Here is a 26,900-nt window from a genome sequence, read left to right as displayed (position 1 = left end):
CGCGTATATCCTTGTACTTCGCCGTCTCCACGGAGGCGGCTTTGACATGGCCCAAGGGTCGCGGAGTTAATAAAAATGAAACGCATGTTGTTTAATGCTACGCAGCAAGAGGAGTTGCGCGTAGCAATTGTCGACGGTCAAAAATTGATCGACATCGACATCGAGACCGCCGGACGTGAGCAGCGCAAGTCCAATATCTACAAAGGCGTCATCACCTCGAATCGAACCCTCCCTCGAAGCTTGCTTCGTCAGCTACGGCGAAGACCGCCACGGCTTCCTCCCCTTTAAAGAAGTTGCCCGTTCCTATTTCCGCGAAGGCGTCGACGTGCGCAATGCATCCGTCAAGGAAGCGCTGCGCGAAGGCCAGGAAATCATGGTGCAGGTGGAGAAGGAAGAGCGCGGCAATAAAGGCGCGGCACTGACTTCCTTTATCTCGCTGGCCGGCCGCTACCTGGTGCTGATGCCGAACAACCCACGAGGCGGCGGTGTTTCGCGCCGGGTGGAAGGCGAAGAGCGCCAGGAAACTGCGCGAAACCATGGACAAGCTGGACCTGCCACAAGGCATGTCGGTGATTGCCCGTACTGCAGGGCATCGGCCGTACCGTGGAAGAGCTGCAGTGGGACCTTGAACTACCTGATGCAACTGTGGCGCGCCATCGAAGGTGCCTCCAAAGGTGCAACCGGCGCCTTCCTGATTTACCAGGAATCGTCGCTGGTGATCCGCGCCATCCGCGATTACTTCCAGCCTGACATCGGCGAGATCCTGATCGACACCGACGAGATCTACGAACAGGCGCACCAGTTCATGTCGCACGTGATGCCGGACATGGTGCACCGCGTGAAGCGCTACAGCGACGACGTGCCGCTGTTCTCACCGCTTCCAGATCGAACACCAGATCGAGACGGCATACAGCCGCACCGTGCCGCTGCCATCGGGCGGCGCCATCGTGATCGACCACACTGAAGCCCTGGTCTCCATCGACGTCAACTCGGCCCGCGCCACGCGCGGCTCGGACATCGAAACCACCGCCTTCCACACCAACTGCGAAGCCGCCGACGAAGTGGCCCGCCAGCTGCGCCTGCGCGACCTGGGCGGCCTGATCGTCATCGACTTCATCGACATGGAAGTGTCGAAGAACCAGCGCGAAGTCGAACAGCGCCTGAAAGACGCCCTGCACCACGACCGTGCGCGCGTCCAGATGGGCAAGATTTCCCGCTTCGGCCTGATGGAACTGTCGCGCCAGCGCCTGCGCCCTTCCCTGTCGGAAGGCTCGCACGTGACTTGCCCGCGCTGCTCGGGCACCGGCCACATCCGCGATACCGAATCGTCCGCCCTGCAGGTGCTGCGCATCATCCAGGAAGAGGCGATGAAGGAAAATTCCGCCGCCATCCACGTGCAGGTGCCTGTCGACGTGGCGGCCTTCCTGCTGAACGAGAAGCGCGGCGAAGTGCTGAAGATCGAGACCCGTCACCGCATCACCGTGATCCTGATCCCGAACAAGCACCTGGAAACCCCGCACTACAAGCTGGAACGCATCAAGCACGACGATCCGCGCCTGGAAGACCACGCTGCCTCCTACACCATGGCTGAAGCTGCCGAGACCGACATGTCGTTCTCCAAGCGCCATAAGGAAGAAGCCAAACCGCGCCAGGAAGCTGTCGTCAAGACCATTACTCCAGAGCAACCAGCACCGCTGGTGGAACACAAGCCGGAAGCTGCCAAGCCAGCGGCCGCCGCCCCACGCGCGGCCAGCGCTCAGCGTTCCGCTTCGCCGGCTGCAGCGGAAAAAGGCTTCTTCGCCAAGCTGATCTCCTTCTTCACCGGCGGTGACAAGGACGAACCAGTGCAGCCGAAGGCACCAGTCATCGTCACCAAGTCGCCTGCCAACGCTGAGCGCGGCGACCGCAAGGATCGCGGCCAGCGCGGCCGTAACCGTGGTGGCAAAGGTGGCCGTGGCGAGCGTGAAGACCGCGAACCAGGTTCCCGTCCAGGCGCCGAAGAAGCCAAGCCGGCCACCGAGGCCCGCAAGCCACGCGAACAGCGCGAGCCACGTGAACCGCGTGAGCCACGCCAGCCGCGTGAATCACGCGAGCCTCGCGAAGGTACCGAAGCAGCCCAGGCGCAAGGCCAGCGCGCCGAGCGTGAACCGCGCGAGCAGCGTGAGCCACGTGAACCGCGTCCGCCACGCCAGCCGCGTGAGCCACGCGCTGAGAAACCAGTTCCAGCGGAAGCCAAGGCCGAGGAATTGGCACTGGCGGCAGCGGGCGTTGGCCCAGTCGGCAGCGGCACCGGTGCACCTGAAACTCCAGTCCTGGTGAATGCTGTCGCTAACGCCGGCCCAGAGGGCGAAGAACAAGACGGCGCGGAAGGTGGCGATGAGCCACGCCGCCGCCGCCGTCGCGGTGGCCGTAACCGTAACCGTCGTGAGCGTGATGGCACCGAGGGCGTGGAAGGTGCGGAAGGCGCCGAGGGCGCGACCGAGGCAACGTTCACCGTTGCCCCAGCTGAAGGCGAGGCCGCCCCGGCCGACGCCGTGGCTGCTGCACCTGCCGCCCCTGCTGCCCCTGCAGTAAGCGCTGCGCCTGATGTTGCTTCCGTTGAAGTGGCATCCGCCGAAGCGGCCAGCACTACCGCTGCCGAAGGAACTGCAGCACCAGCTGTCGCGACTGCTGCTGTCGAGACGCCTGCGGTTGCCGAGCCAGTCGCTGCTGCCCCGGTGGCAGCGCCGGCCGCCCCTGCGCCAGTCGAGCCTGCTCCAATCGAGCCTGCCCCGGTTGCTGCTGCTCCAGAGCAGCCAGCCGCTGTGGACCTGCCGGTTGCTGCACCAGCAGTTGCCGAGCCAGTTGCCGCCGAGCCGGTTGCGACTGCCCCTGCTTCGCCACAAGGCGTGCTGCCGTTTTCTGAAGCTGCTCCGGCTGCTGCCGAGCCGGCAACTGCGGAAGAAGTGGCTGCCGAGGTAGCCGAGCCAGTCGCTGCCGCCCCGGTCGCAGCGCCAGCACCGGCCGTTTCAGTTGCTGCCGCTCCGGCGCCAGCCCCGGTTGCAGCACCAGCTCCGGCAGTTGCCCCGGCACCTGTGCCAGCCGCCGCCAAGGCTGACGTCGACACCATGCTGGCTGCCGCCGGCCTGTCGATGGCGGTGACCGACCCGGCCAAGGTGCGCGCTGCGCAGGAAGCCGCTGCTGCCGCCGCCACCGCCCAGCCGATCCGCGTGCCGCGCGAGCGCAAGCCGCAGCCAACCGCCGCCAGCGAGCCGATGGTGCAGGTTGAAACCAAGGTGAATGGCTAACCGGCCTGTCGCTGACGAAAAAGGGAAGCCTAGTGCTTCCCTTTTTTACGTCCCATTGCGGGAAGCCTTCCTGTACTGGCTCAAGCTGGGCTTCATCAGCTTCGGCGGCCCGGCCGGCCAGATCGCCATGATGCACGCCGAGCTGGTTGAGCGCCGGCGCTGGATCTCCGAACAGCGCTTCCTGCATGCCCTGAATTACTGCATGCTGCTACCGGGCCCCGAGGCCACGCAGCTGGCCGTCTACATCGGCTGGCTGATGCACCGCACCCTGGGCGGCATCATCGCCGGCGTGCTATTCGTGCTCCCTTCGCTCTTGCTGTTGATCGGCCTAGCGTGGGCCTATATGGCTTATGGCAGCCTGCCCGCTGTTGCCGGCATCCTGTACGGCATGAAGCCTGCGGTCGTCGCCATCGTGCTGGCGGCCGCCTGGCGCATCGGCCAGCGCACCCTGCGCAACCGCCCACTGATGGCGATCGCGCTGCTGGCCTTCATCGCCATCAGCTTTATCAAACTGCCCTTCCCCGCCATCGTCGCCACTGCTGCCCTGCTGGGCTGGGCCGGCGGCCATTTGCGCCCGCAGCTGTTTGCGCTGAGCGCTGCCGCGCATGGCCCGGCAGCGACGCCAGGCGCGCACGCCCCAGCCCTGATCGACGACGACACACCGACGCCGCCGCACGCCCGTTTCAGTTGGGCCGGGCTGGCACGCGTTGCCGCATCCGGCCTGCTCCTGATGGCAGGTGGCTGGCTGCTGCTGGCCTGGCTGTTCGGCATCGACAAACCATTGGCGCAAATGGGCTGGTTCTTTACCAAAGCCGCCATGATGACGTTTGGCGGCGCTTACGCCGTCCTGCCCTACGTCTACCAGGGTGGCGTCGAACATTTCCACTGGCTGACCGCGGCCCAGATGGTGGACGGCCTGGCACTGGGCGAAACCACGCCCGGCCCGCTCATCATGGTGGTCGCCTTCGTCGGCTTTGTCGGCGCCTGGACGCACCAGGCCATCGCCGGCAACCCGGCGCTGGCCGGCATTGCCGGTGCGGCGGTCGCGGCCTGGTTTACCTTCGTTCCCTCCTTCATCTTCATCCTGGCCGGCGGCCCGCTGGTCGAATCCACACGCGGCAATATCCGCATGACTGCCCCGCTGACAGCGATTTCCGCCGCCGTGGTAGGGGTCATTGCCAGCCTGGCACTATTTTTCGGCGTCCATGTGTTCCATCCAGGTGGCAGCTGGGAATGGCCGGCCATTGCAATCGCCGCCGCTGCCGCCATCGCCTTAATGCAGTACAAGCAAGGAACAATGCGCGTATTACTGGCCTGTGCAATTGCTGGCATCGTGCTATCGTACCGGGTGTAACCGACCACCCAGCATGACCGAAAAAATCATCCTCCTGAACGATGGCCGCAGTCAGGCGCCGGCCATCCCCGCAACACTAGAGGCGCCAACTGGCAGCCTGCTGGACCGCTTCGCCCGTCCACTGCACGACCTGCGCATTTCCATCACCGACCGCTGCAATTTCCGCTGCGTCTACTGCATGCCGAAGGAAGTGTTCGACAAGGACTACCAGTACCTGCCGCACAATGCCCTGCTGACGTTTGAAGAGATCACGCGCATTGCGCGCCTGTTCATCGCACACGGCGTCGAGAAGATCCGCCTGACCGGCGGCGAACCGCTGCTGCGCAAGGATCTTGAGCGGCTGGTGGCGATGCTGGCCGAACTGCGCACGGTGAGCGGCAAGCCGCTCGACCTGACACTGACCACCAACGGCTCCCTGTTGGCCCGCAAGGCCCAGTCCCTGAAAGACGCAGGCCTTCAGCGCGTCACCGTTTCACTCGATGCACTGGACGACGCTACCTTCAAGCGCATGAACGACGTCGACTTCGCGGTTGAGGATGTGCTGCACGGGATCGACGTCGCCCACAGCGTCGGCCTGGGCCCGGTCAAGGTCAATATGGTGGTCAAGCGCGGCATGAACCAGCAGGAGATCCTGCCGATGGCACGCCATTTCAAAGGTTCGCCAGCCATCTTGCGCTTTATTGAATTCATGGACGTTGGCACGTCCAACGGCTGGAACATGCACGACGTGCTGCCTTCCGCGGAAGTGGTGCGCATGATCGGCGCTGAAATGCCGCTGGTGCCGGTCGACCCGAACTACGCTGGCGAAACGGCCGAGCGCTGGCGCTATGTCGATGGCGGCGGCGAAATCGGCGTGATCTCCAGCGTGACGCATGCCTTCTGCAAGGATTGCTCGCGCGCCCGCCTGTCGACCGAAGGCAAACTATATACCTGCCTGTTCGCCTCGCGCGGCCACGATCTGCGCGCACTGCTGCGCGACAGCCGCAGCGACGAGGAAATTTCAGCCGCTATCGGCGCGCTATGGCGCGTGCGCGGCGACCGTTATTCCGAACTGCGCACCATCAATACCGAAGGCCTGGCGCTGGGCGCCGAGCGCAAAGTCGAAATGTCATATATCGGGGGCTAAACTGGCGATGGAACAAAACATCAGTGGATTGATCCTGGCCGGCGGCCGCGGCACCCGCATGGGCCGGGTAGACAAAGGCCTGCAGCCATTTCGCGGCGGCACGCTCGCCTCGCACGTACTGCAGCGGCTCGCACCGCAGGTAGCCAGCGTCGCCATCAACGCCAACCGCAACATCGGCGCCTATGGCGCACTCGGTGCGGCAGTCCTGCCGGACGAACTGGAAGGCTACGAAGGCCCGCTGGCCGGCCTGCAAACCGGCCTGCGTCATTGCGCAACCGACCTGCTGTTGACAGCGCCCTGCGATTCGCCATTCCTGCCGCCCGACCTGGCCCAGCGCCTGTACGAGGCATTGAATGCGCAGGGCGCCGACCTTGCCGTGGCCGCCACGCTGGAAACCGACCAGGATGGCACGGCGCGCACGCAACTGCATCCCGTGTTCTGCCTGGTGCGCAAGAGCGCCCTGCCCGCGCTGGACGACTACCTGCAAACCGGTTCGCGCAAGATGGACGGCTGGTACAAATCGATCAAGGTGGCCGAAGTGCTGTTCAATGACGCGGCCGCCTTCCGCAACATCAATACGCTGATCGAACTGCAGGACGAGGAAGATGCTGCCGCCAACCCTTCGCTGAAAGACGTTGCCAGCTGCCTGTCCGGCTACGATCCGGACGCGCTGCCGGTGCGCAATGCGCAGCGCATCATTCGCGAGTTCATCCAGCCGGTGCGCGGCACGGAAAAAGTCGCCCTGCGCAGCGCCCTGGACCGCGTGCTGGCGGCCGACGTCATTTCGCCGATCAACGTTCCGGCGCATGATAATTCGGCCATGGACGGTTTCGCCTTCGCCGGCGCCCAGCTCAAGGCCGAGGGTAATACCACGCTGAAGGTGATCGGCACCGCTTACGCCGGCCGCCCCTCCGCATTGAAGCCAGGTCCCGGTGAATGCGTCCGCATCATGACCGGCGGCGTCATGCCCGATGGCTGCGACACCGTGCTGCCGCAGGAATTGGCGGCCGACCTGAGCGACGTCGCCGTGACGATTGCACCGAATACACTACGCACCGGCGACAACCGCCGCTTCAAGGGCGAAGACCTGGCGGCCGGCACCCCCGCCCTGCGACAAGGCAAGGTGCTGCGTCCGGCCGACCTGGGCCTGCTCGCCTCGCTGGGCCTGGCCGAAGTGCCGGTACAACGCCGGCTGCGCGTAGCCTTCTTCTCCACCGGCGACGAGTTGCGCTCGATCGGCGAACCGCTGGCCGAAGGCTGCGTCTACGACAGCAACCGCTACACCCTGTTCGGCATGCTGCAGCGCCTTGGCTGCGACATCGTCGACATGGGTATCGTGAAGGATGACGCGGCGTCCCTCGAAGAAGCCTTGCGCACGGCCTGCGAATGCGCCGACGCCGTGATCACTTCCGGCGGTGTCTCGGTAGGCGCGGCGGACTACACCAAGCAGGTCATGGCCACCTTGGGCGACGTGCACTTCTGGAAGATCGGCATGCGCCCGGGCCGCCCGATGGCCTTTGGCCGCATCCGCTCCAATGGCCGCAGCGCCTACCTGTTTGGCTTGCCGGGCAATCCGGTGGCCGTGATGGTCACCTTCTATTTCTTCGCCCGCCACGCCCTGCTGCGCATGATGGGAGCTGACGCGCCTGGCGACCAGTTGCTGCGCGTGCGCTCCGCGCAATCGATCCGCAAAAAACCGGGCCGCACCGAATACCAGCGTGGCGTCCTTTCCACCGCGCTGGACGGCACGCGCGAAGCACGGATCACCGGCTCGCAAGGCTCCGGCATCCTGCGCTCCATGTCGGAGGCGAACTGCATAGTGGTATTGCACGACGAGCAAGGCAATGTGGCCGAGGGTGACCTGGTCGACGTCATCGTCTTCGAGGGTTTGATCTGATGTCTCGCCTGGTTGATGGAACGAAGGAAAGCTTCGACGCCGTCGTCGCGGTGCTGGTCGAGAATGGCAACTCCATCGTCGGGCCGGGCTGGGGCGTTGATAAAGAAGGCTATCATCTGCTGCTTGCCAAACCGATTGACTGGGAACTCCTGTACTCAAGGTTCACGTTTTCCACTGAAGAGATCATGCTTGACCACAACAGGATCTCAACCTGGCGAGAAGCCTACGAAATCATCGGCGGGCGCTAGTTTTCAGATGTCCTGGTCATTATTTTTCTCAGCATATGCAGTCCCCAAGTCTGCAGAAGATCCTCCTCACTATCCCGAGCCGCTGATTGCGACGGGAGGCGCCTCGCGCAGTGGCTGGTTCCAATGGTAATGCGAGGCCCTGTTGGATATCTTGCCTGGCCACGATGCACTGCGCTTCATTTATGACGAAACGCCTTGTTCTGGTCGACTTGAGAAAGAATACTTTAGATCTTTCTGGACAGTTCTGAACGGCGATGTCCTTGCCGAAGCAACCAAGCAACTCGAAAGCCTGGTGGCGGAATGCAAAGGCCACATAGATTTACTGGCCAATAGCATTGAAGCTAGTGGCCTCACTGAAGAATATTTTCGCGACGCATTGTCTTCGGCCCTAGCGATGCAGGAATTGCCTGAACTTGTTTCGGATGGCGATGATGGTGACAGTCCCCTGTTTATGTTTACCGCGTTTGCAGCATTGCTGATCGTGTTTCGGTTTGCGCAGGAGCACGACTTGACAGTCGTGTTTTACACGTGCTCGGGATAATGTTCACCGAATTGACCTCCAGCGACCTGGCCAATTCAATAACGGTAACAATGGGCTTGCTGCGGCTCGCTGCGCACCAGCGCTGTGGTCCAGGCGGGATTGGTGGCTTGCTGGCACTTGACCAGGACTTCTGACCAGGCCTTCACATTCGCCTCGGACGCGTCCTTCTTCCACGCTTCCTGCATTGCACGCGCAACGGCTGTTTGGGCGCGCGGGGCGCCTAGTGGACGGCCGAAGTTGTCGCGTGCGGCGACAACGTCTAGCGGCAGGGGCAGTGTGGGTCTTGCGGTGGGGAGTTCGGGCTCGTCGGCCAGCGCGCTGAACGATGCTGGCAGCAGCAATATCAACGCGAGGCTGGCGGCGATTTTCATCGCTTAGGTGGGGCTATCAGCGTCCGCTTCGGCGCTGTCGTCCGCGCCCAGCATGAGCAGCGCTTCGTCCGACGGCAGCGCTTCAACCGATCTGAGCTTGCGCGCCATCTGGCGGCTACGCACTTCGGCGTTTTCGATATTGCGGGCGGCACGTTCCAGCGTGGTCTTGGTCGCGGCGAGGACGTCGCCAAATTTGGCGAACTCGGTCTTCACAGCGCCCAGCACTTGCCAAACTTCGGACGAGCGCTTTTCCAGCGCCAGCGTGCGGAATCCCATTTGCAGGCTGTTCAACAAGGCAGTCAGGGTGGACGGGCCGGCGATGCTGACACGGTTCACGCGCTGCAGTTCATCGGCCAGGCCCGGCCGGCGCATCACTTCCGCGTACAGGCCTTCTGTCGGCAGGAACAGGATGGCGAAGTCGGTGGTCATCGGCGGCGAGACGTATTTCTCGGCGATGGTCTTCGCTTCGCCGCGCACGGCGCGTTCCAGCTCGCGGCCGGCTGCGGCCACGGCGTCGGCGTCGGCGCGGTCAGCCGCTTCCAGCAAGCGTTCGTATTGCTCTTTCGGGAACTTGGCGTCGATCGGCATCCACACCGGCGCCCCGCCCTCTTTCTGGCCCGGCAGCTTCAGTGCAAATTCCACGCGCGCGTTGCTACCCGGGATGGTCTCGACGTTTTTGGCGTATTGCTCCGGCGTGAGGATCTGCTCGAGCAGCATTTCCAGCTGCACTTCGCCCCAGGTGCCGCGCGTCTTCACATTGGTCAGCACGCGCTTCAAATCACCGACGCCCAGCGCCAGCTGCTGCATCTCGCCCAAGCCCTGATGCACACGCTCCAGGCGCTCCGACACCTGGCGGAACGATTCGGTCAGGCGCGTTTCCAGCGTTTCGTGCAGCTTCTCATCGACCGTCTTGCGCATTTCCTCCAGCCGCGCGCCGTTATCGGCCTGCAGCTCGCGCATCTTGGTTTCCAGCGCCACGCGCACCTCCAGCAGGCGCCGGGTATTCGACTCGGTCAGCACTTCGATCTGGCGGCGCATGGTTTCGAGCTGCTGCACGGTGGCCGCATGCGACTGCGCGAGCATATTTCCCATTTCCTGGCGCTGTGCCTGCGCGGTAGCCTGCAATTGCAGGCGCACTTCACGTTCGACCCGGTCAAGTTGATCGGCCACGTCGCCGCCGCGGCTGCGCAGCAGCGAGACAATTTGCAGGACGATGATGACGGCGGCCAGCGCCAGCAGGATGGTCAATTCCATCAATCAGCCTTGTTCCGCATCCAGTCGGCGGTCTGGTAAAACGATTCCATCAGCCTGAGGCGCAGGTCTTCCTCGATGCCGGCATCCTGCATCGCCCAGGCCATGCAGCGCAGCCACTGGTCGCGCTCACTGGAGCCGACGGCGAAAGGCAGGTGGCGGGCCCGCAGGCGCGGATGGCCGAAGCGTTCAACGAACAGGTCCGGACCGCCCATCCAGCCACTGAGGAACCAGAACAGCTTGTCGCGCGAGCCGTCGGTGCTCGGCGGGTGCATGGCGCGGATGCCGGCGAATTCCGGCTCCAGCTCCATCAGGTCGTAAAAACGGTCTACCATCTCGCGCAGTTTGGTTTCGCCGCCGATGACTTCGTAAAGGGTGCGTGCTTCATCATTCATAAGGCAATGATAGCGCATGGACGTATTGATGTGGATCAAGCATAGTGCTGATTCTGCGCAAAATGCGCCAACAAACCGCCATGATGGCCTGATGATCCGACGCCTTATCCGAACCCGCCTGCGTGCCCGCAGTGCCGAGGAGATCGCCAACCTGCGCCTGGCCGCCTTGAGCTGGCTCGGAATCACCTGCTTTCCCCTGTATTACGCGATTTTCGGCTGGCTGGTGCCGCAGCCTTACGAAAGCCTGGCGGCGCGCGCGATCGGTACCGCGCTCGGGATCGGCGGCCTGCTGGCACGCCGCCTGCCGCCGCGCTGGCGCGATCGCTACACCGTGATGCTGGTGACCTACGAGCTGCCATTCTTCTGTACTTTCATGTTCCTGATGAACCACGCTAACGTCACCTGGGCCCAGGTGATGCTCGTGATGCTGGTGGCGCTGTTCCATTTCGAGCCCCGCCTGGCTTTACGCTCAGGCGCAGCCGGCATCAGCGCGGCCATGCTGCTGGCAATCACACTCGGCGCGGGCGGCGTGTTGTTCTCCGTTTCGGTGCTGCAGCTGCTGCCGGTGCAGTTGTTCCTGGTCGGCTGGATGTGGGTGTTCTCGCAAAGCCGCAAGGCGCTGGAAGAAGAAAAGCTGGACGGCCTGGGCGACGGCCTGGGCGCCGTGGCGCACGAAATGCGCACCCCGCTCGCCAGCCTGGATGCCAATGTGCGCGGCCTGACGCGCATCCAGCAGCGCGCCGGGCAGGAAAATCCCGCGGTGCGCCAGGCATTGGGACGCATGCAGTACGAGGTGCGCCACATGAATCATATGATCGACCTGTTCCTGCTTAGCGCGCAGGCAGTGCGGCAGAAGCTCGACCCGCATGAAACGGTGTCCATGCTCGATACGGTCGAATCGGCGCTGCGCCGCTATCCTTTCACCGGCGAGGCCCAGCGCCAGCTCGTGGCGCTGCAGGTGCGCAGCGACTTCCGCTTCGGCGGCCAGAACGAACTGGCCATCATGCTGCTGTTGAATCTCCTGCGCAACGCAATGCAGGCGGTGCAGCGCGCCGGCAAGGGACGGGTCAGGATCGTGATCGACGGCTGCCGGCCGGTGCCGCGCGTACTGGTGATCGATACCGGCTGCGGCATTGCACCGCGACACCTACCGATGATTTTCCAACGATTCTTCACTTATCCAGAGCATAATGGCGCCGGCATCGGCCTGGCTTTGTGCCGCCAGGTGATGCAAGCGTGGCAAGCGAAACTACATTGTGTCTCCCGCCAGCACGCATATGCTATCTTTGTGCTTGAATTCCCCTTAAAAGCAAGCCGTTGAACCATGAAACTGCCCGTTTACGCCCACCCAACCATGACCGTCCTGGTGGACGACAGCGATACCTTCCTGCATAGCCTGGTATTCCAGCTCGATCCCATGCAGGCCAGCGTTTGCTTCCACGACCCACTGCAGGCCCTGGAATGGTTCAAGACCAATGCCCAGAGCAGCGAATTGCCGCTGCAGGTGGATTTCGACAACCCGAACCAGTCGGCCGAGCAGCGCAATGTGGCGGTGGACCTGGAGCAGATCTACCGGATTTCCGGCCAGCGCCAGCGTTTTTCCATTCCTTCCGTGCTGGTGGTCGATTATTCGATGCCGCAAATGAACGGCGTGGCGTTCTGCCAGGCCATTCAGCACCTGCCCTGCAAGAAGATCCTGTTCACCGGCCAGGCCGACGAAAAGATCGCGGTGGATGCGTTCAACCGCGGCCTGATCGACCGCTACATCAAGAAAAGCGCGGACGACGCGCTTGACCGGCTGGAAGAGGAAGTGGCGGCGCTGCAAAAGGCCTTCTTCCAGGAGCAGTCGGAAACCCTGCTGGATATGCTGGTCCTGCACGAATTCAGCTTCCTGCGCTGCGGTGCGCTGGCCAAGGTCGTGCAGCAGTTGTACCGGGAACACGGCTTCGTCGAGCACTACCCCTTCCCCAGCCCGAGCGGCATCCTGTTCTTCAAGGCCGACGGCTCGGCACAACTGATGGTGGTGGAAACCCAGCGCGGCTACGAGTCGCAGGTGGAAATGGCGCGCGACAGCGGCGCCCCGCCATCGCTGCTGGAAGCGCTGGAAGAAAAGCGCATGCTGCCGTTCTTCCCGCCGGACGGCATGTATTCGGATGAAGTGGGCCAGCACTGGCACCGCTACTGCAAGGCGCCGCAGGTGTGCAAAGGGCTGGAAACCTATTACTGGGCCCTGTTCGAGGTCGAACCGGCCCTGCTCGATATCCAGCCCACCCCCTACGCGGAATTCCTGCGCCAGCATACGCCGCCGCTGGCCGCATAACGGCCCAGTCCGTGTCACACCATGGGGTCACACCCTGAATGGGACACGGCCTCAAGCATTCCGCAGCAGAGTCTGTGTCACACTTGGGGTGTGACCCCACGGTGTGACACGAACACATCCTTAACCTTAAGCTTCGCGCAGCGTTTGCAGCGGGGGGTGGTTCAGCACGTTGCGCAGGCCGAGCCAGCCGCCGATCACGGCGCACAGCGCGCCTGCCAGCAGGCCTGCCAGCCAGACCCAGGGACTGAAGGTCCAGGCAAATTTGAACTGGTAGGTTGCCAGTCCCCATCCCATCAGGCCGGCTCCGGTGGCGGCCAGCAAGCCGCCCAGGCCGCCAACCAGCATGAACTCGATCAGTTGCGCTTGCGAGAGCTGGCGCCGGGTGGCGCCAAGGGCGCGCAGCAGGCCCGCTTCGCGGCGGCGCTCGTCCTGGGAGCCCATCAAAGCCGCATACAACACCAGCACGCCGGACAATAAAGTGAAGGCAAACAGGAATTCCACGGCCTGGATCACCTGGTCAAGCACCGCTTGCACCTGGCGCAGAATGCCGCCCACGTCGATGATGGTCAGGTTGGGGAATTCGCGCAATACGGCATTGCCGGCAACCAGCGCTTCTTTGGGCAGGTGGTAGGAGGTGATCCAGGTTTGCGGCGTCTCGGCCATCACTGCCGGGTTGATGATGACGAAGAAGTTCACCCGCATCGAGCCCCATTCAAGCTTGCGCAGGCTGGTGATCTTCGCCTCGACCGGCGAGCCGGCGATATCGAAGCGCATCGTGTCGCCCAGCTTCAGGCCCAGCGTCTTGGCGATGCCCTCCTCCACCGAGGCTTCGCCCGCCGTGCCGTCCATCGCCCATTTGCCGGCAGTGACCTGGTTCTGCGCCGGCAGCACGGTCATTGTCGACAGGTTGAATTCGCGTTCGGCCAGGCCTTTCGCGCGCTCTTCGGTATAAGTCTCGCTGGTGATGGCTTTGTTGTTTACCGCCACCAGGCGGCCGCGGATCATCGGGAACATCGGCACGTCCTTCACGCCGGCTTGTTTCAGGCGCGCCGCGATGGCGTCCTTCTGGTCCGGCTGGATGTTGATGATGAAGCGGTTCGGCGCATCCGGCGGCATGGTATTGCGCCAGGCCGACATCAGGTCTCCGCGCACCACGGTCAGCAGCAACAAGGCCATCAGGCCAAGCGACAGCGACACTACCTGCACCACGGTGGCGCCAGGCCGGCGGCGCAGCGAGGTCACCGCGAAACGCCATGCCTGGTGCGGGAAGGCGTTGCGCAGCGGGCGCAGGGCCTGCAGGCCAAGCCAGCCGATCAGGGCAAACAGCGCAAAGCCAAGCAGGAAGCCGCCGCCGGTCACGCCCGCCAGCTTGACGTCATTCGATTGCCACAGCAACAGCGCGCCGAAAGCGGCGATGCCAAGGCCGTAGGTCGCCAGCGCGGCGGGCTTGGGAGCCGCGGTTTCGCGGCGGATGACGCGGTTGTGCGGCACGTTGCGCAATTGCAGGATCGGCGGCAATGCAAAACCGGCCAGCAGGATCATGCCGGTGGCAAGTCCTTGCAGCGCCGGCAGCATGCTCGGCGCCGGGATATCGCTGGCCACCAGGCTGCCAAGCAGCTGCAGTAGCACATAGTGGGCCCCGAATCCGACCAGCACGCCGAGCAAGCTGCCCGCCAGGCCGACCAGCAGGAATTCGACCAGGTAAATCGCCGTCACCTGGTTTTGCGTCAGTCCCAGGCAGCGCAGCATGGCGCAGGAATCCAGGTGGCGCTGCATGAAGCGGCGCGCGGCCATCGCCACTGCCACGGCGGCCAGCATGGCCGACAGCAGGCCGACCAGCGACAGGAAGCGGTCGGCGCGCTCGAGGGTGGCGCTCATTTCCGGGCGCCCTTCTTCCAGCGACTCGATGCGCACGCCGCGCACATTGTCCTTCTTGATCAAGGCTTTCAGCCAGTCGCCATATTCCTGCGTCGGCTTGGCACTGGCACCGGGACCGGCCACCAGCAGGCGGTAGCCGACGCGCGAGCCTTCCTGCACCAGGTTGGTCGCCGGCATATCCGACAGTGCGAGGAAAACGCGCGGAGCAAAGTTGATGAAACCGCCGCCACGATCCGGTTCCGCCGCAATCAGCTGCGTCACGCGGAACTGCTTGTCGCCCAGTTGCACCGTTGCGCCGACAGCCACGTCCAGTGAGGTAGCCAGCGCCGGGTCGATCCACACCGTGCCCGGCTGCGGCGCCTCCGGCGCCGGCTTGCCGATACTTTCATTGGCTTGTGCGATATCGGTATTGACCTTGACGCGGCCGCGCAGCGGATAGCCAGGACTGACCGCTTTCAGCGTCACCAGTACCGAGCGCGCTGCATCGCCCTGGCCGGCCTGCGCCATGCTGGGGAAAGCCAGCGTATCGGCCACCAGCAAGCCGCGTTTCTGCGCCTCCTCGCGCCAGGCGGCAGGCACCGGGTTGTCGGCGACGACCACCAGGTCGGCGCCCAGCAACTGGTGCGCATCGCGATTCAGCCCGCTGCGCAGGCGATCGATGAAGAAACCGGCCGCCGACAGCGCCGCTACTGCCACCACCAGCGCCACCAACAGGAAGCGCAACTGCCCGGCGCGCCAGTCGCGCGCCGTCATCCTCAGGGCTTGTCGAAACATTGATTGTCAGGCCAGGTTAAACCACGTTAAAGGCGGAGAAATAGGTATCCACTTCGTCCAGGAACTTCTGCTTTTCCTGCGCTGGCAGGAAGGCCGCTTCGAAGCTGTTGCGCGCCAGCTGGTGTGCATGGGCCAGTCCCAGTGGCAGCGCATCGAACAGGGCAACGAAGTTGTCGTTCATATAGCCACCGAAGTAAGCCGGGTCGTCCGAGTTCACCATCGCCACCAGGCCCGCGTCGAGCAGCTCGAGCAGGTTATGGTCTTTCATCTGGTCGAACACGCGCAGCTTGGTGTTGGACAGCGGGCATACGGTCAGCGGCATGCGCATTGCCGCCAGGCGCCGTGTCAGTGCCGGATCTTCCAGGCAGCGCACGCCGTGGTCGATGCGCTCCACCTGGAGCAGGTCGAGCGCGGTTTCGATGTAGGCCGGCGGACCCTCTTCGCCGGCATGCGCCACCAGGTGCAGCCCCAGGTCGCGGGCGCGTGCGAACACGCGGGCGAATTTTTCCGGCGGATGGCCGACTTCCGAAGAATCGAGGCCGACGCCAATGAACTTGTCGCGGTACGGCAGCGCCGCTTCCAGCGTGGCGAGCGCATCCTCCTCGCTCAGGTGGCGCAGGAAACACAGGATCAGCTTCGCGCTGATCGGGCCTTCGGCGCAGGCGCGGTGGATACCATTAATCACATCGCCAATCGGCACGCCGCGCGCAGTATGGGTCTGCGGGTCGAAGAAGATTTCGGCGTGGCGCACATGGTCGGCCTTGGCGCGCTGCAGGTAGGCCATGGTCATGTCGTAGAAATCCTGCTCGAGTCAGCAGCACACTGGCGCCGGCCGTAATAGATGTCGAGGAAGGATTGCAGGTTGCTGAAGGCATATGCCGCGCGCAGCGCTTCAACCGACGGGTAAGCCAGCTTCACGCCATTGCGCTGCGCCAGCGCGAAAATCAGCTCCGGTTCCAGCGAACCTTCAATATGGATGTGCAATTCCGCCTTCGGCATGTTTTGCACGATCGAGCGCATTTGGGTAGTCATTTTTTATCTCTCTCGCGATGGACATGGATTGGCATCTTACTTCACAAGTGTGCTGCAGAGTGCAGCCAGCCGTGCTACTGTGGTGCCATAGGCGAGGGGATCCGCTCTGGCTTTACTACTGGCTTTACTTCTAGATCCAATAGAGCAATAATAAATTTCATCAACGTAAGATGCGTTTCGAGCCCGGCAACCATCCCCCTGCCGGCTAATAATGATCCAGCTCCGAGCCTCGGGCAATCCCTGGCACCTCAGGCAAGCTGGCAAAGCATTGAGCAGGCCTGCAGCCCATAGCTTCGACTGCCGACCATGTGACGAGTAGATTTTTCATTAAAGGACATTCACATGACCATTTTTGACAACTACGCAGCACGCTACGAGCGCACCAAGGAAGAGGAAATGTCCCTCTCCGAATATCTCGCGCTTTGCCAAAAAGGACCGCCTGACCTACGCTTCGGCGGCGGAACGGATGCTGGCTCTGCAATCGGCGAACCGACCCTGGTTGATACGCGCAACGATACGCGCCTGTCCCGCATCTTCGCCAACAAGGTCATCAAGATTTATCCCGCCTTCCGCGAGTTCTACGGCATGGAAGACGTCATCGAACAGGTGGTCGCCTACTTCCGCCATGCCGCGCAAGGGCTGGAAGGAGCGCAAGCAGATCCTCTACCTGCTGGGCCCGGTGGGCGGCGGCAAGTCCTCGATTGCGGAAAAGCTCAAGCAATTGATGGAAGAAGTGCCGTTCTACTGCCTGAAAGGCTCGCCAGTGAACGAGTCGCCGCTCGGCCTGTTCAGCGAGGGGGAAGATGGCACCATCCTGGAAGAGGATTACGGCATTCCGCGCCGCTACCTGCGCAACATCCCGTCACCATGGGCGGTCAAGCGCCTGCATGAGTTCAATGGCGATATCAACCAGTTCCCGCGTGGTCAAGCGCTACCCCTTCCGTGCTGAAACAGACCGCCATCTCCAAGACCGAGCCGGGCGACGAAAACAACCAGGACATTTCCTCCCCTGGTCGGCAAGGTCGATATCCGCAAGCTGGAGGACTATGCCCAGGACGATCCCGACGCCTACAGCTATTCCGGCGGCCTGTGCCTGGCCAACCAGGGCTTGATGGAATTCGTCGAAATGTTCAAGGCCCCGATCAAGGTGCTGCACCCGCTGCTGACCGCCACCCAGGAAGGCAACTACAAGGGTACCGAAGGCCTCGGCGCCATCCCGTTCGAAGGCATCATCCTGGCGCACTCGAATGAGTCGGAGTGGAAGAGCTTCAAGAACAACCGCAACAACGAGGCATTCCTCGACCGTATCTATATAGTGAAGGTGCCGTACTGCCTGCGCGTTGCCGACGAAATCAAGATTTACGAGAAACTGCTGCACAATTCCTCGCTCGACAAGGCGCCTTGCGCCCCCGGCACGCTGCGCATGATGTCGCAGTTCGCCATCCTGTCGCGCCTGAAGGAGCCGGAAAACTCGAGTATTTTCAGCAAGATGCTGGTGTACGACGGTGAAAATCTCAAGGATACCGATCCGAAAGCCAAGTCCATCCACGAATACGTGGACTATGCCGGGGTCGACGAGGGCATGAGCGGGCTGTCGACGCGTTTCGCCTTCAAGATCCTGTCCAAGGTCTTCAACTTCGACTCGACCGAGGTGGCGGCCAACCCGGTGCACCTGCTGTATGTGCTGGAACAGCAGGTCGAACGCGAACAGTTTCCGCCGGAGACCGAACAAAAGTACTTCTCCTATATAAAAGAGCACCTGGCCCAGCGCTATGTCGAGTTCATCGGCAAGGAAATCCAGACTGCCTACCTGGAGAGCTACTCCGAATACGGCCAGAACATCTTCGACCGCTACGTGACCTTTGCCGACTTCTGGATCCAGGACCAGGAATACCGCGACCCGGATACCGGCGAGAGCTTCGACCGCGAATCGCTGAACAACGAACTGGAGAAAATCGAGAAGCCGGCCGGGATTTCCAATCCGAAGGACTTCCGCAACGAGATCGTCAACTTCGGGCTGCGGGCGCGTGCCAATAACGGCGGCAAGAACCCGGCCTGGACCAGTTACGAGAAATTCCGCACCGTGATCGAAAAGAAAATGTTCTCCAACACCGAGGAACTGCTGCCGGTGATTTCCTTCAACGCCAAGGCCAGCGCCGAGGACGCCAACAAGCACGCCGACTTCGTGGCGCGCATGGTGGAAAAAGGCTACACGGCCAAGCAGGTCCGGCTGCTGTGCGAATGGTATCTGCGCGTGCGGAAGTCGTCCTGATCGAGAAGTGGGATAATCAGGACGCGCCAATCAAGCAGGCAGGAGGCACATGACTTACCTCATCGACCGTCGTTTGCAGGGCAAGAACAAGTCCGCGGTCAACCGCGAACGGTTTTTGCGGCGTTACAAGGGCCAGATCAAGGATGCCGTCGGGCGCGCCATCAAGGGGCGCTCGATCACCGACATCGAAAACGGCGAAAAAGTATCGATCCCCGTCAAGGACGTGAACGAGCCCTCGTTCGGCCACGCCCACGGCGGTGTGTGGGAAGTGGTCAACCCCGGCAACGAGGAATACCAGAAAGGCGACCAGATCAACCGTCCCAAGGGCGGCGGGGGCAGCGGCCGCGGCCGTGCAGGCAATAGCGACCAGACCAGCGAGGATGATTTCATCTTCGAATTGTCGCGCGAAGAATTCATGAACTACTTCTTCGAAGACCTGGAACTGCCGCACATGATCAAGACCCAGCTCACGGCGACCACGGAATTCAAGCCGCAGCGCGCCGGGTACACGGTGTCCGGCACGCCGTCCAACATCCACGTGCTGCGCTCCCTGCGCGGCGCCCTCGGCCGCCGCATCGCGGTGGGCGGCAGTTCGCGCAAGCGCCTGATCGAGGCCGAACGCGAGCTGGAGGAACTGCTGGTAGCCGGCGCCCCGCTCGACGACCCGCAGGTGATCGAACTGAAGAAACTGATCCACCACCTGCACACCCGGCTGCTGGCGATCCCCTTCATCGATCCCTTCGACCTGCGCTACTCCAACCGCATCAAGGTGCCGAAGCCGATGACCCAGGCCGTGATGTTCTGCATCATGGACGTGTCCGGCTCGATGGACGAGCAGCGCAAGGATACGGCCAAGCGCTTCTTCATCCTGCTTTACCTGTTCCTCAAACGCGTGTACGACAAGATTGAAGTGGTGTTCATCCGCCACCATACGGCCGCGTCGGAAGTGGACGAGAATGAATTCTTCCACTCGCGCGAATCGGGCGGCACCGTGGTGTCTTCCGCCCTGCACCTGCTGAACAAGGTCATCGACGAGCGCTTTGGCAGCGGCAGCTGGAACGCGTACGTGGCGCAAGCATCCGACGGCGACAACTGGGACAACGACTCGGTGCTGTGCCGGCAACTGCTGGTCAACACCATCATGCCCAAGGTGCAGTACTACACTTATGTCGAAATCACCGATGGCCCGCCACAGAACCTGTGGGAGCAGTACGCCCAGATTCCCGAATACCACCAGCACTTCGCCATGCAGAAGATAGTCACGCCGGCCGATATCTATCCGGTGTTCCGCGAACTGTTCAAGAAGCAACCAAAATGAACCAGATGACCAAGCGCCCACCTCATCCCCGGGCCCTGCCGGAGCAATCCGAATGGACGTTTGAACTGATCGAGCAGGCGCACGAGGAAATCCGCCGCGTGGCGCACAACTTCGGGCTGGATACCTATCCCAACCAGCTGGAGATCATTACTGCCGAGCAAATGATGGATGCCTACACCTCGGTCGGCATGCCGGTATCGTATGCGCACTGGTCGTTCGGCAAGCATTTCCTGGCCACCGAGAAAGGCTACAAGCGCGGGCAGATGGGATTGGCGTATGAGATCGTCATCAATTCCAATCCCTGCATCGCCTATCTAATGGAGGAGAACAGCCTGACCATGCAGGCGCTGGTCATTGCCCACGCTGCCTATGGCCACAATTCTTTCTTCAAGGGCAACTACCTGTTCAAGACCTGGACCGATGCCGACGCCATCATCGATTACATGGTGTTTGCCAAGAATTACATCACCGAGTGCGAACAGCGGCATGGCATCGATGCCATTGAATTGCTGCTCGACTCTTGCCACGCGATCCAGCACTATGGCGTCGACCGCTACAAGCGGCCGGCCAAGCTCTCGCTGGCGCAGGAAGCGATGAAGCAGAAGGAGCGCGAAGCCTACCTGCAATCGCAGATCAACGAATTGTGGCGCACCCTGCCGCGGCGCGAAGAAGAAGCGGTCGACAAGCCGGCACTGCGCTTCCCGCCCGAGCCGGAAGAAAACCTGCTGTACTTTATAGAGAAGTACGCGCCGCTGCTGGAACCGTGGCAGCGCGAGATCGTGCGCATCGTGCGCAAGATCAGCCAGTATTTCTACCCGCAGCGCCAGACCCAGGTGATGAACGAAGGCTGGGCCACCTTCTGGCATTACACCATCCTCAACCAGTTGTACGACGAGGGCGTGATCAGCGATGGCTTCATGATGGAATTCCTGAAGAGCCATACCAATGTGGTGTACCAGCCGCCGGTGCATAGCCCGTATTACAACGGGATCAATCCTTATGCGCTGGGCTTCGCCATGATGTCAGACATCCGACGAATCTGCGAGAACCCCACGCAAGAAGACCGCGAATGGTTCCCCGATATCGCCGGCAGCGACTGGAAGAAGACGCTCGACTTCGCGATGCGTAATTTCAAGGACGAAAGCTTCATCGCCCAATACCTTTCGCCGCGCCTGATCCGCGAGTTCCATTTCTTTGCTGTATTAGATGACGACAAGAACGACAAGCTGGCCGTCTCTGCCATCCACGACGAACTGGGCTACCGCTATGTGCGGCAAATGCTGGCCGACCAGTACAACCTGGGCAACCGCGAGCCTAATATACAGGTATGGTCGGTCAACACCCGCGACGACCGCGCCCTGACACTGCGCCACACGCAGTACAACCGCCGCCCCCTCAACCAGCAGGCCAATGAAGTACTGAAGCACGTGGCCCGGCTCTGGGGATTCGACGTTCACCTGGATACGGTCTCGCCGGATGGCCAGGTGATCAGCACCATCGAGTGCAAGCGCGAGAAGCGCAACCGGGTGATCTGAGCGCCGCTTTTGACAGAGTTACGTCGAAGCAACACACTTCACCGAATTTCCTCAGGCTCGCCGACGCTGTTGGCGAGCAATCTTTTGTCATGAAGAAAAAGTGATGAAGATCAATCGCAGGGGCGAAAGATTGGTCAATTTTCTCTTGCTTTTTCTGCCAGACCACTTTGCAGTCGTCTGGTCACGGCCTGCCAATATGGGGCTAAGGGCATGAAATTTAAACGGTTTTCGGGACAAAATTCTATGCAAAAATCCAAAATTCGTATGTATAATTCGCCGACGTCCCGGATGCGGCTGTAGCTTTGTGTCGCCATTTTGGGGGTTTAAAAGGTAGCAACACAAGAGTTGGTATTGGAGAAAGCAGGCATGAATTTCAGTGATAACGAGAAAATTGCCGGGAAGAAGAACTATACGGGCATCGCGTTCGTCGTAGTCCTGCACCTTGTAGCTGGTTACGGCATCGTATCTGGCCTGGGCAAGAAAATGATTAGCAAGATGATCGAACCGGTGGAGACCAAGATCATCGAGGAGGTAGCCCCGCCTCCGCCAAAAGAACTGCCACCACCGCCACCGCCACCAGAGATGAAGGCACCACCACCGCCATTCATTCCTCCGGTTGAAGTGAACGTGCAGCAACCGCCGCCAGCGCAGAACGTGATCGCTAACGCGACCAGCGTGAAGCCAACATCCACCGATATTCGCCCAGCCCCTCCAGCGGCACCAGCACCGACAGCCCCTCCGGCCACTGGTGTGAAGACCCCGGCTGTGGTCGACTTTGGTACCTGCGCCAAGCCAGAATGGCCGAAGTCGTCGCTGCGTAACGAAGAAACCGGTACTGTGACCCTGTCGTTCCTGATCAGTGCGGACGGCCGTGTCGGCGATTCGAAAGTAGTGAAATCTAGTGGTTTCCGTGATTTGGACAAGGCTGCCGTCGTCGGTATCGCCAAGTGCAAATTCAAGCCAGCCACGGTGGATGGCCATCCACAAGAAACCTGGCAACAGATGCAATACGTCTGGACGCTGGAATAAACCTGAGACAAAGCACCGTCTCGCAACTAAGTAAGTCCGTTGTCGTTTAAGCCAGCGAACTGATTATTTTTCAAATTTGGAGGAAGCATGTTTAAGAATACCCGTTTGTCCGCTGTACTGGCCGCTGTGCTGTTCTCGGTGACCGCAGCTACCGCCCTGGTAAGCGCCCCAGCCATGGCTGACGCGCCTGCCTCGGCAGCCGCTACGGCTCCAGCCGCTGACGCACCTGCAGCTCCAGCAGCCGACGCGGCAGCCGCTCCAGCAGCAGAAGCAGCCGCTCCAGCTGCCGCCGCTGCTCCAGCTGCTAAAGAAGAAGTCGAAAACCCATTCGGTATCGCCGCTGTGTGGGAAGCCGGCTTCGTTGCTCGTGCTACCCTGATCATCCTGTCGATCATGTCGATCGGTTCCTGGTACATCATCGTGACCAAGATCTTCGACCAACAGAAGATCTTCAAACAGCAGAAAGAAACCGCTGCCAAGTTCTGGAAAGCATCCTCGATCGCTGCCGGTACCGCGACCCTGACCGAAGGTTCCCCATTCCGCTTCATCGCTGAATCCGGCACCAAGGCAACCGCTCACCACGACGGCGCCCTGCTGGAACAAATCGACCTGTCGACCTGGGTGACCATGTCCATCCAGCGCGCTGTTGACAAAGTGCAGTCCCGCCTGTCCGATGGCCTGTCCTTCCTGGCAACCGTTGGTTCCACCGCTCCGTTCATCGGCCTGTTCGGTACCGTCTGGGGTATTTACGGCGCGCTGACCAACATCGGTATGACCGGTAACGCATCGATCGACAAAGTTGCAGGTCCAGTCGGTGAAGCGCTGATCATGACCGCTTTCGGTCTGCTGGTCGCAGTTCCTGCAGTTCTGGGTTACAACTGGCTGCTGCGTCGTAACAAGACCGCAATGGAAGATGTACGTTCGTTCTCCGCTGACGTGCACTCCGTGCTGATCTCCGGCGCAATGTCCACCTCGAACGCTGCTGCTTCGTCGAAAAAAGTAGGTTAATACCATGTCGATGTCCGTAGGCTCCGAAGGCGGAGACGACAGCTTTAACAGTGAGATCAACACGACTCCGCTCGTGGACATCATGCTGGTTCTGCTGATCATCTTCCTGATCACGAGCCCGGTCGTTCTCAAACTGCAGAAGATCAACCTGCCGGAAGAGATCAACCAGGCAATCCAGACCAAGCCAGAGAACGTCAACATCGTTGTTAACAAAGATGGCGACATCTACTGGAACCAGAAGAAAATGCGCGACGCGAATGAGCTGTTCGATTTTCTGAAAGAGGAAGCTGTGAAGGTGCCTCAGCCTGAAGTTCATGTCCGCGGCGACAAAGACGCGAAATATGAATCGATCGGCCGTGTAATCTACACCACCCAGCGCGCTGGCATCCAGAAGGTCGGTTTCATCACCGAACCACCTGATAAGATGTAAGAACAAGCCGCCCCCGGCTGTATCGGGGGCGGCCTTCTGAAAAGGAACACATTTCATGAGTATGAGCGTAGGCAGTTCCGGCGGTGAGTCGGAACCGATGATGGAAATGAACATGACGCCGATGATCGACGTCATGCTGGTACTGATCATTCTGCTGATCATCACCATTCCAAAAGCGAATCACTCGGTCAACCTGAATATGCCGGTCGGCACCCCGCCACCGCCAACCAAGGAACCTGTGGTCGTGACCATCGACGTTGACTTCGACGGCACCATCCTGTGGGACAATGTGGTCGTACCTGACCGCCCTGCCCTGGAAAACAAGCTGATCGCCGTAGCGGCACAGGCTGACCAGCCTGAAGTGCACCTGCGCCCGAACAAGCTGGTTAACTACAGCGTGGTTGCAGGCGTTATGGCTTCGGCCCAGCGTCTGGGCGTCACCAAGATTGGTCTGGTCGGCAACGAGCAGTTCCAGTAAATAATTGGGCCAACACACCCTTTATTTTCCCAAATAGGCAGGTTATCCTGCCTATTTCGCATTTTGAAGAAAGAAAATCACCCCATGATTAAGTTTCGTCTCGCACATTTTGGCCTGGTAATGGCCGCAATCGGTTTCAATGCTGCCGTTCCAATGATGGGCGTTTCGTCCATCGCCTATGCCGAGAACGTACGCGCTGAAGTGGGCAAGCCACTGCAGGAAGCGCAGAAACTGGCCTCCTCCGGCCGTTACAAGGAAGCCCTGGCGAAACTGAAGGAAGCGGATGCCGTCGGCGGCAAGTCCGAACTGGAAAAATTCCAGATCGAATACACCCGTGGCTCGGCCGCAACCGCTGCTGGCGAGAATGAAACCGCGGCCCGCGCATTCGAGCAAGTGCTGGCTTCGCCTAAGCTGTCTTCCGCGCAAGCGCCAAAGATCACCGAAGCCCTGGCCAGCATCTACCTGCGCGCGCGTGACTATCCAAAAGCGATCACCTACATCCAGAAGGTCCTGAAGGATAATCCGAACAACGGCCAGATGCGCGAGCAACTGATCCAGACCTACTACCAGAGCGGCAAGCTGAACGAAGCGGCCAAGGAACTGCAAGGCGCCAAATCTGAAGGCAGCCTGCAAATGCTGGCCAATATCCAGCTGAAGCAGAACGACAAGGCCGGCTACGTGCAGACCCTGGAAAAACTGGCGGCTTCCTATCCAAAGGCATCCTACTGGGCTGACCTGCTGAACCGCGTGATAGGCAAGCCAGGTTTCTCCTCCTCCCTGAACCTGGACGTGATGCGCCTCAAGCTGGCCCTGAAGCAGATCGCCAAGCCGGCTGAATTCATGGAAATGGGCCAGCTCGCCCTGCAAGCAGGCAATGCTGCCGAAGCCCTGAAGATCGTCGACGAAGGCTACAAGAAAGGTGCCCTGGGCACCGGCGCCGACGCCGGCCGCCACCAGCGCCTGAAGGACCTGGCAGCCAAGACCCTGGCCGACCAGCAGAAGAACGCTGCCACCCAGGAAGCCAACTTCCGCAAGGAAAAGGATGCTGACGGCCTGGCCAACCTGGGCTATGCCATGGTTACCGACGGCAAGGCCGATGGCCTGAAGCTGATGGAAGAAGCGATCAAGCTGGGCACTGGCCGCAAGCCGGAAGAAATGAAGCTGCATTACGGCGTAGCTCAGTATGTTGCCGGCAAGAAATCTGCCGCCATCAGCACCCTGAAGTCGGTCAAAGGCAGCGCTGGCGAGCCGGAACTGGCCCGCTACTGGACCATGTACATTAACAACCCGGTCTAAGCAAAGCCGGGCTGAGCCAAGAAAAGCGCTGCCTGCACCCGCAGGCAGCGCTTTTTGTCTTTCAGCACGTATAATCAAGCATTTACGCCAAACAACACCAGCATGAAGGTATTTCGCGGACTTCCCAATGCAGCGGCGCGTGCGCCCTGCGCCTTGACGATTGGCAACTTCGACGGTGTCCACCGCGGCCACCAGGCGTTGTTGGCACGCGTGCGCGCTGCAGCCGATCGCCTTGGACTGGAATCGGCCGTGATGACTTTCGAGCCGCATCCGCGCGAATTCTTTGCCCGCAAGATGGGCGACCTGTCGAAAGCCCCGCCCCGCATCGCCAACCTGCGCGACAAGCTGCAGGCGCTGGAGAACAATGGCGTGGACCGCGTAATCGTCGAGCATTTCTGCGACGCCTTTGCCGGCCAGTCGCCGCAAACCTTCGTCGAGAAAGTGCTGGTGGAAGGCCTGCACGTCAAATGGCTGATGGTGGGTGACGATTTCTGCTACGGCGCCAAGCGCGCCGGCAATGTGGCCCTGCTGGCCGAGGCAGGCCGGCAGTACGGCTTTGAAGTCGAAGTGCTGCCGACCGTGCGCAATGGCGAGACCCGCATTTCCTCTTCGGCCGTGCGCAGTGCGCTCTCCGAGGGCGATTTCCCGCATGCGCAGGCGCTGCTGGGCCATCCTTATTCGATTTCCGGCCACGTGATCCACGGTGCCAAGCTGGGGCGCGATATCGGCTTCCCGACGCTGAACCTGCGCGTGCCGCACCGCCCTGCCCTCGCCGGCATCTTCATCGTGCAGGTGCATGGCCTGGGCGACCAGCCGTTGCCGGCCGTGGCCAGCCTGGGCGTACGCCCGACGGTGGAAGACGCCGGGCGCGTGCTGCTGGAAGTCCACGTCTTCGACTTCGCCCAGAACTGCTACGGCAAGGTGGCGCGCGTCGAATTCCTGCAAAAGATACGTGACGAAGAAAAGTTCATTGACCTGCCTACCCTGGTCAAAGCCATCGAGCGCGACGCCGACCAAGCACGCGCCTTCTTCGCCACCCGAAACAAAAACTAACGTTATT

At 61.4% G+C, this 26,900-nt stretch carries 22 protein-coding genes and 3 pseudogenes; 20 read left to right on the top strand and 5 right to left on the bottom strand.

Translation table 11 applies throughout. The features are described 5' to 3' along the window. Positions 1–75 precede the first annotated feature (75 nt). The 8 genes from ACQ4MM_RS19785 (at position 76) to ACQ4MM_RS19750 (ending at position 8,453) form a co-directional block, all read left to right on the top strand. The gene (locus tag ACQ4MM_RS19785) at positions 76–288 is read left to right on the top strand and encodes a hypothetical protein (protein WP_431479063.1); all 213 of its coding nucleotides are present in this window, start codon (positions 76–78) and stop codon (positions 286–288) included. After that, complete coding sequence (locus ACQ4MM_RS19780; protein WP_431479059.1) at positions 194–964, top strand: ribonuclease E/G; 771 nt, start codon at positions 194–196, stop codon at positions 962–964. Before ACQ4MM_RS19785 ends, ACQ4MM_RS19780 begins: the two co-directional genes overlap by 95 nt. Further along, the gene (locus ACQ4MM_RS19775; protein ID WP_431478945.1) at positions 921–3,287 is read left to right on the top strand and encodes a ribonuclease E/G; all 2,367 of its coding nucleotides are present in this window, start codon (positions 921–923) and stop codon (positions 3,285–3,287) included. The genes ACQ4MM_RS19780 and ACQ4MM_RS19775 overlap by 44 nt, the downstream gene beginning before the upstream one ends. Then, positions 3,280–4,641, top strand: a complete 1,362-nt coding sequence (gene chrA, locus ACQ4MM_RS19770; protein ID WP_431478944.1) for a chromate efflux transporter — start codon at positions 3,280–3,282, stop codon at positions 4,639–4,641. Before ACQ4MM_RS19775 ends, chrA begins: the two co-directional genes overlap by 8 nt. Before the next feature lie 13 nt (positions 4,642–4,654). Then, positions 4,655–5,767 carry a GTP 3',8-cyclase MoaA gene (moaA, locus tag ACQ4MM_RS19765; protein ID WP_431478943.1) on the top strand — a complete coding sequence of 371 codons (1,113 nt, stop codon included), beginning with the start codon at positions 4,655–4,657 and terminating at the stop codon, positions 5,765–5,767. Between the two features lie 7 nt (positions 5,768–5,774). Next, positions 5,775–7,664, top strand: a complete 1,890-nt coding sequence (moeA, locus tag ACQ4MM_RS19760) for a molybdopterin molybdotransferase MoeA (RefSeq protein WP_431478942.1) — start codon at positions 5,775–5,777, stop codon at positions 7,662–7,664. Then, positions 7,664–7,912, top strand: coding sequence for a hypothetical protein (locus ACQ4MM_RS19755; protein WP_431478941.1), 249 nt, complete (start codon positions 7,664–7,666; stop codon positions 7,910–7,912). Before moeA ends, ACQ4MM_RS19755 begins: the two co-directional genes overlap by 1 nt. A gap of 142 nt (positions 7,913–8,054) precedes the next feature. Continuing rightward, entirely contained in the window at positions 8,055–8,453 is a 399-nt protein-coding gene (locus ACQ4MM_RS19750) for a hypothetical protein (protein ID WP_431478940.1), read from the top strand. Between the two features lie 35 nt (positions 8,454–8,488). Here the strand turns inward: ACQ4MM_RS19750 and ACQ4MM_RS19745 are convergent, their stop codons facing one another. The 3 genes from ACQ4MM_RS19745 to ACQ4MM_RS19735 are packed head-to-tail and all read right to left on the bottom strand — an operon-like array spanning position 8,489 to position 10,470. Beyond that, positions 8,489–8,824 (bottom strand): hypothetical protein, encoded by a 336-nt coding sequence (locus ACQ4MM_RS19745; protein WP_431478939.1) that lies wholly within the window; start codon positions 8,822–8,824, stop codon positions 8,489–8,491. 3 nt (positions 8,825–8,827) lie between these two features. After that, entirely contained in the window at positions 8,828–10,078 is a 1,251-nt protein-coding gene (locus ACQ4MM_RS19740) for a DNA recombination protein RmuC (protein ID WP_431478938.1), read from the bottom strand. Then, on the bottom strand, positions 10,078–10,470 hold the full coding sequence (locus tag ACQ4MM_RS19735; RefSeq protein WP_431478937.1) for a group II truncated hemoglobin: 393 nt from the start codon (positions 10,468–10,470) through the stop codon (positions 10,078–10,080). Before ACQ4MM_RS19735 ends, ACQ4MM_RS19740 begins: the two co-directional genes overlap by 1 nt. Positions 10,471–10,561: 91 nt before the next feature. On the opposite strand from ACQ4MM_RS19735, the gene ACQ4MM_RS19730 reads away from it, so the two are divergent. Together ACQ4MM_RS19730 and ACQ4MM_RS19725 are read left to right on the top strand one after the other, a co-directional pair. Further along, positions 10,562–11,791 (top strand): sensor histidine kinase, encoded by a 1,230-nt coding sequence (locus tag ACQ4MM_RS19730; protein WP_431478936.1) that lies wholly within the window; start codon positions 10,562–10,564, stop codon positions 11,789–11,791. Positions 11,792–11,794: 3 nt separating this feature from the next. Next, positions 11,795–12,790 carry a response regulator gene (locus tag ACQ4MM_RS19725; protein ID WP_431478935.1) on the top strand — a complete coding sequence of 332 codons (996 nt, stop codon included), beginning with the start codon at positions 11,795–11,797 and terminating at the stop codon, positions 12,788–12,790. A 126-nt stretch (positions 12,791–12,916) separates the two neighbouring features. Here the strand turns inward: ACQ4MM_RS19725 and ACQ4MM_RS19720 are convergent, their stop codons facing one another. Together ACQ4MM_RS19720 and ACQ4MM_RS19715 are read right to left on the bottom strand one after the other, a co-directional pair. Next, a complete protein-coding gene (locus tag ACQ4MM_RS19720; protein ID WP_431478934.1) occupies positions 12,917–15,442 on the bottom strand; it encodes an ABC transporter permease in 2,526 nt (841 codons plus the stop codon). A 16-nt stretch (positions 15,443–15,458) separates the two neighbouring features. Then, positions 15,459–16,474, bottom strand: a pseudogene (locus ACQ4MM_RS19715) (adenosine deaminase). Positions 16,475–16,816: 342 nt separating this feature from the next. Between ACQ4MM_RS19715 and ACQ4MM_RS19710 the strand changes: the two are divergent. The 10 genes and pseudogenes from ACQ4MM_RS19710 to ACQ4MM_RS19665 form a co-directional block, all read left to right on the top strand. Continuing rightward, positions 16,817–17,068: pseudogene (locus tag ACQ4MM_RS19710) on the top strand (PrkA family serine protein kinase); the annotation flags it as partial. Between the two features lie 31 nt (positions 17,069–17,099). Then, a pseudogene (locus tag ACQ4MM_RS19705) lies at positions 17,100–18,746 on the top strand (PrkA family serine protein kinase). A gap of 49 nt (positions 18,747–18,795) precedes the next feature. Continuing rightward, complete coding sequence (locus ACQ4MM_RS19700; RefSeq protein ID WP_431478933.1) at positions 18,796–20,064, top strand: YeaH/YhbH family protein; 1,269 nt, start codon at positions 18,796–18,798, stop codon at positions 20,062–20,064. Between the two features lie 5 nt (positions 20,065–20,069). Then, on the top strand, positions 20,070–21,599 hold the full coding sequence (locus ACQ4MM_RS19695) for a SpoVR family protein (protein ID WP_431479058.1): 1,530 nt from the start codon (positions 20,070–20,072) through the stop codon (positions 21,597–21,599). A gap of 366 nt (positions 21,600–21,965) precedes the next feature. After that, positions 21,966–22,628, top strand: a complete 663-nt coding sequence (locus tag ACQ4MM_RS19690) for an energy transducer TonB (RefSeq protein ID WP_431479057.1) — start codon at positions 21,966–21,968, stop codon at positions 22,626–22,628. A gap of 87 nt (positions 22,629–22,715) precedes the next feature. Next, positions 22,716–23,636, top strand: coding sequence for a MotA/TolQ/ExbB proton channel family protein (locus ACQ4MM_RS19685; RefSeq protein WP_431478932.1), 921 nt, complete (start codon positions 22,716–22,718; stop codon positions 23,634–23,636). A gap of 4 nt (positions 23,637–23,640) precedes the next feature. After that, positions 23,641–24,066, top strand: a complete 426-nt coding sequence (locus ACQ4MM_RS19680) for an ExbD/TolR family protein (protein WP_090441649.1) — start codon at positions 23,641–23,643, stop codon at positions 24,064–24,066. 55 nt (positions 24,067–24,121) lie between these two features. After that, positions 24,122–24,544 carry an ExbD/TolR family protein gene (locus tag ACQ4MM_RS19675; protein ID WP_200953793.1) on the top strand — a complete coding sequence of 141 codons (423 nt, stop codon included), beginning with the start codon at positions 24,122–24,124 and terminating at the stop codon, positions 24,542–24,544. 84 nt (positions 24,545–24,628) lie between these two features. Then, positions 24,629–25,840, top strand: a complete 1,212-nt coding sequence (locus ACQ4MM_RS19670; RefSeq protein ID WP_431478931.1) for a tetratricopeptide repeat protein — start codon at positions 24,629–24,631, stop codon at positions 25,838–25,840. Between the two features lie 102 nt (positions 25,841–25,942). Next, positions 25,943–26,893 (top strand): bifunctional riboflavin kinase/FAD synthetase, encoded by a 951-nt coding sequence (locus ACQ4MM_RS19665; RefSeq protein WP_431478930.1) that lies wholly within the window; start codon positions 25,943–25,945, stop codon positions 26,891–26,893. Positions 26,894–26,900: the final 7 nt, after the last annotated feature.

This window comes from Massilia eburnea, assembly GCF_050709955.1.
Classification (GTDB): Bacteria; Pseudomonadota; Gammaproteobacteria; order Burkholderiales; family Burkholderiaceae_D; genus Rugamonas; species Rugamonas eburnea_A.
Note: the sequence above shows the minus strand (reverse complement) of the source record. Positions and strands in the feature narration are given on the sequence as shown.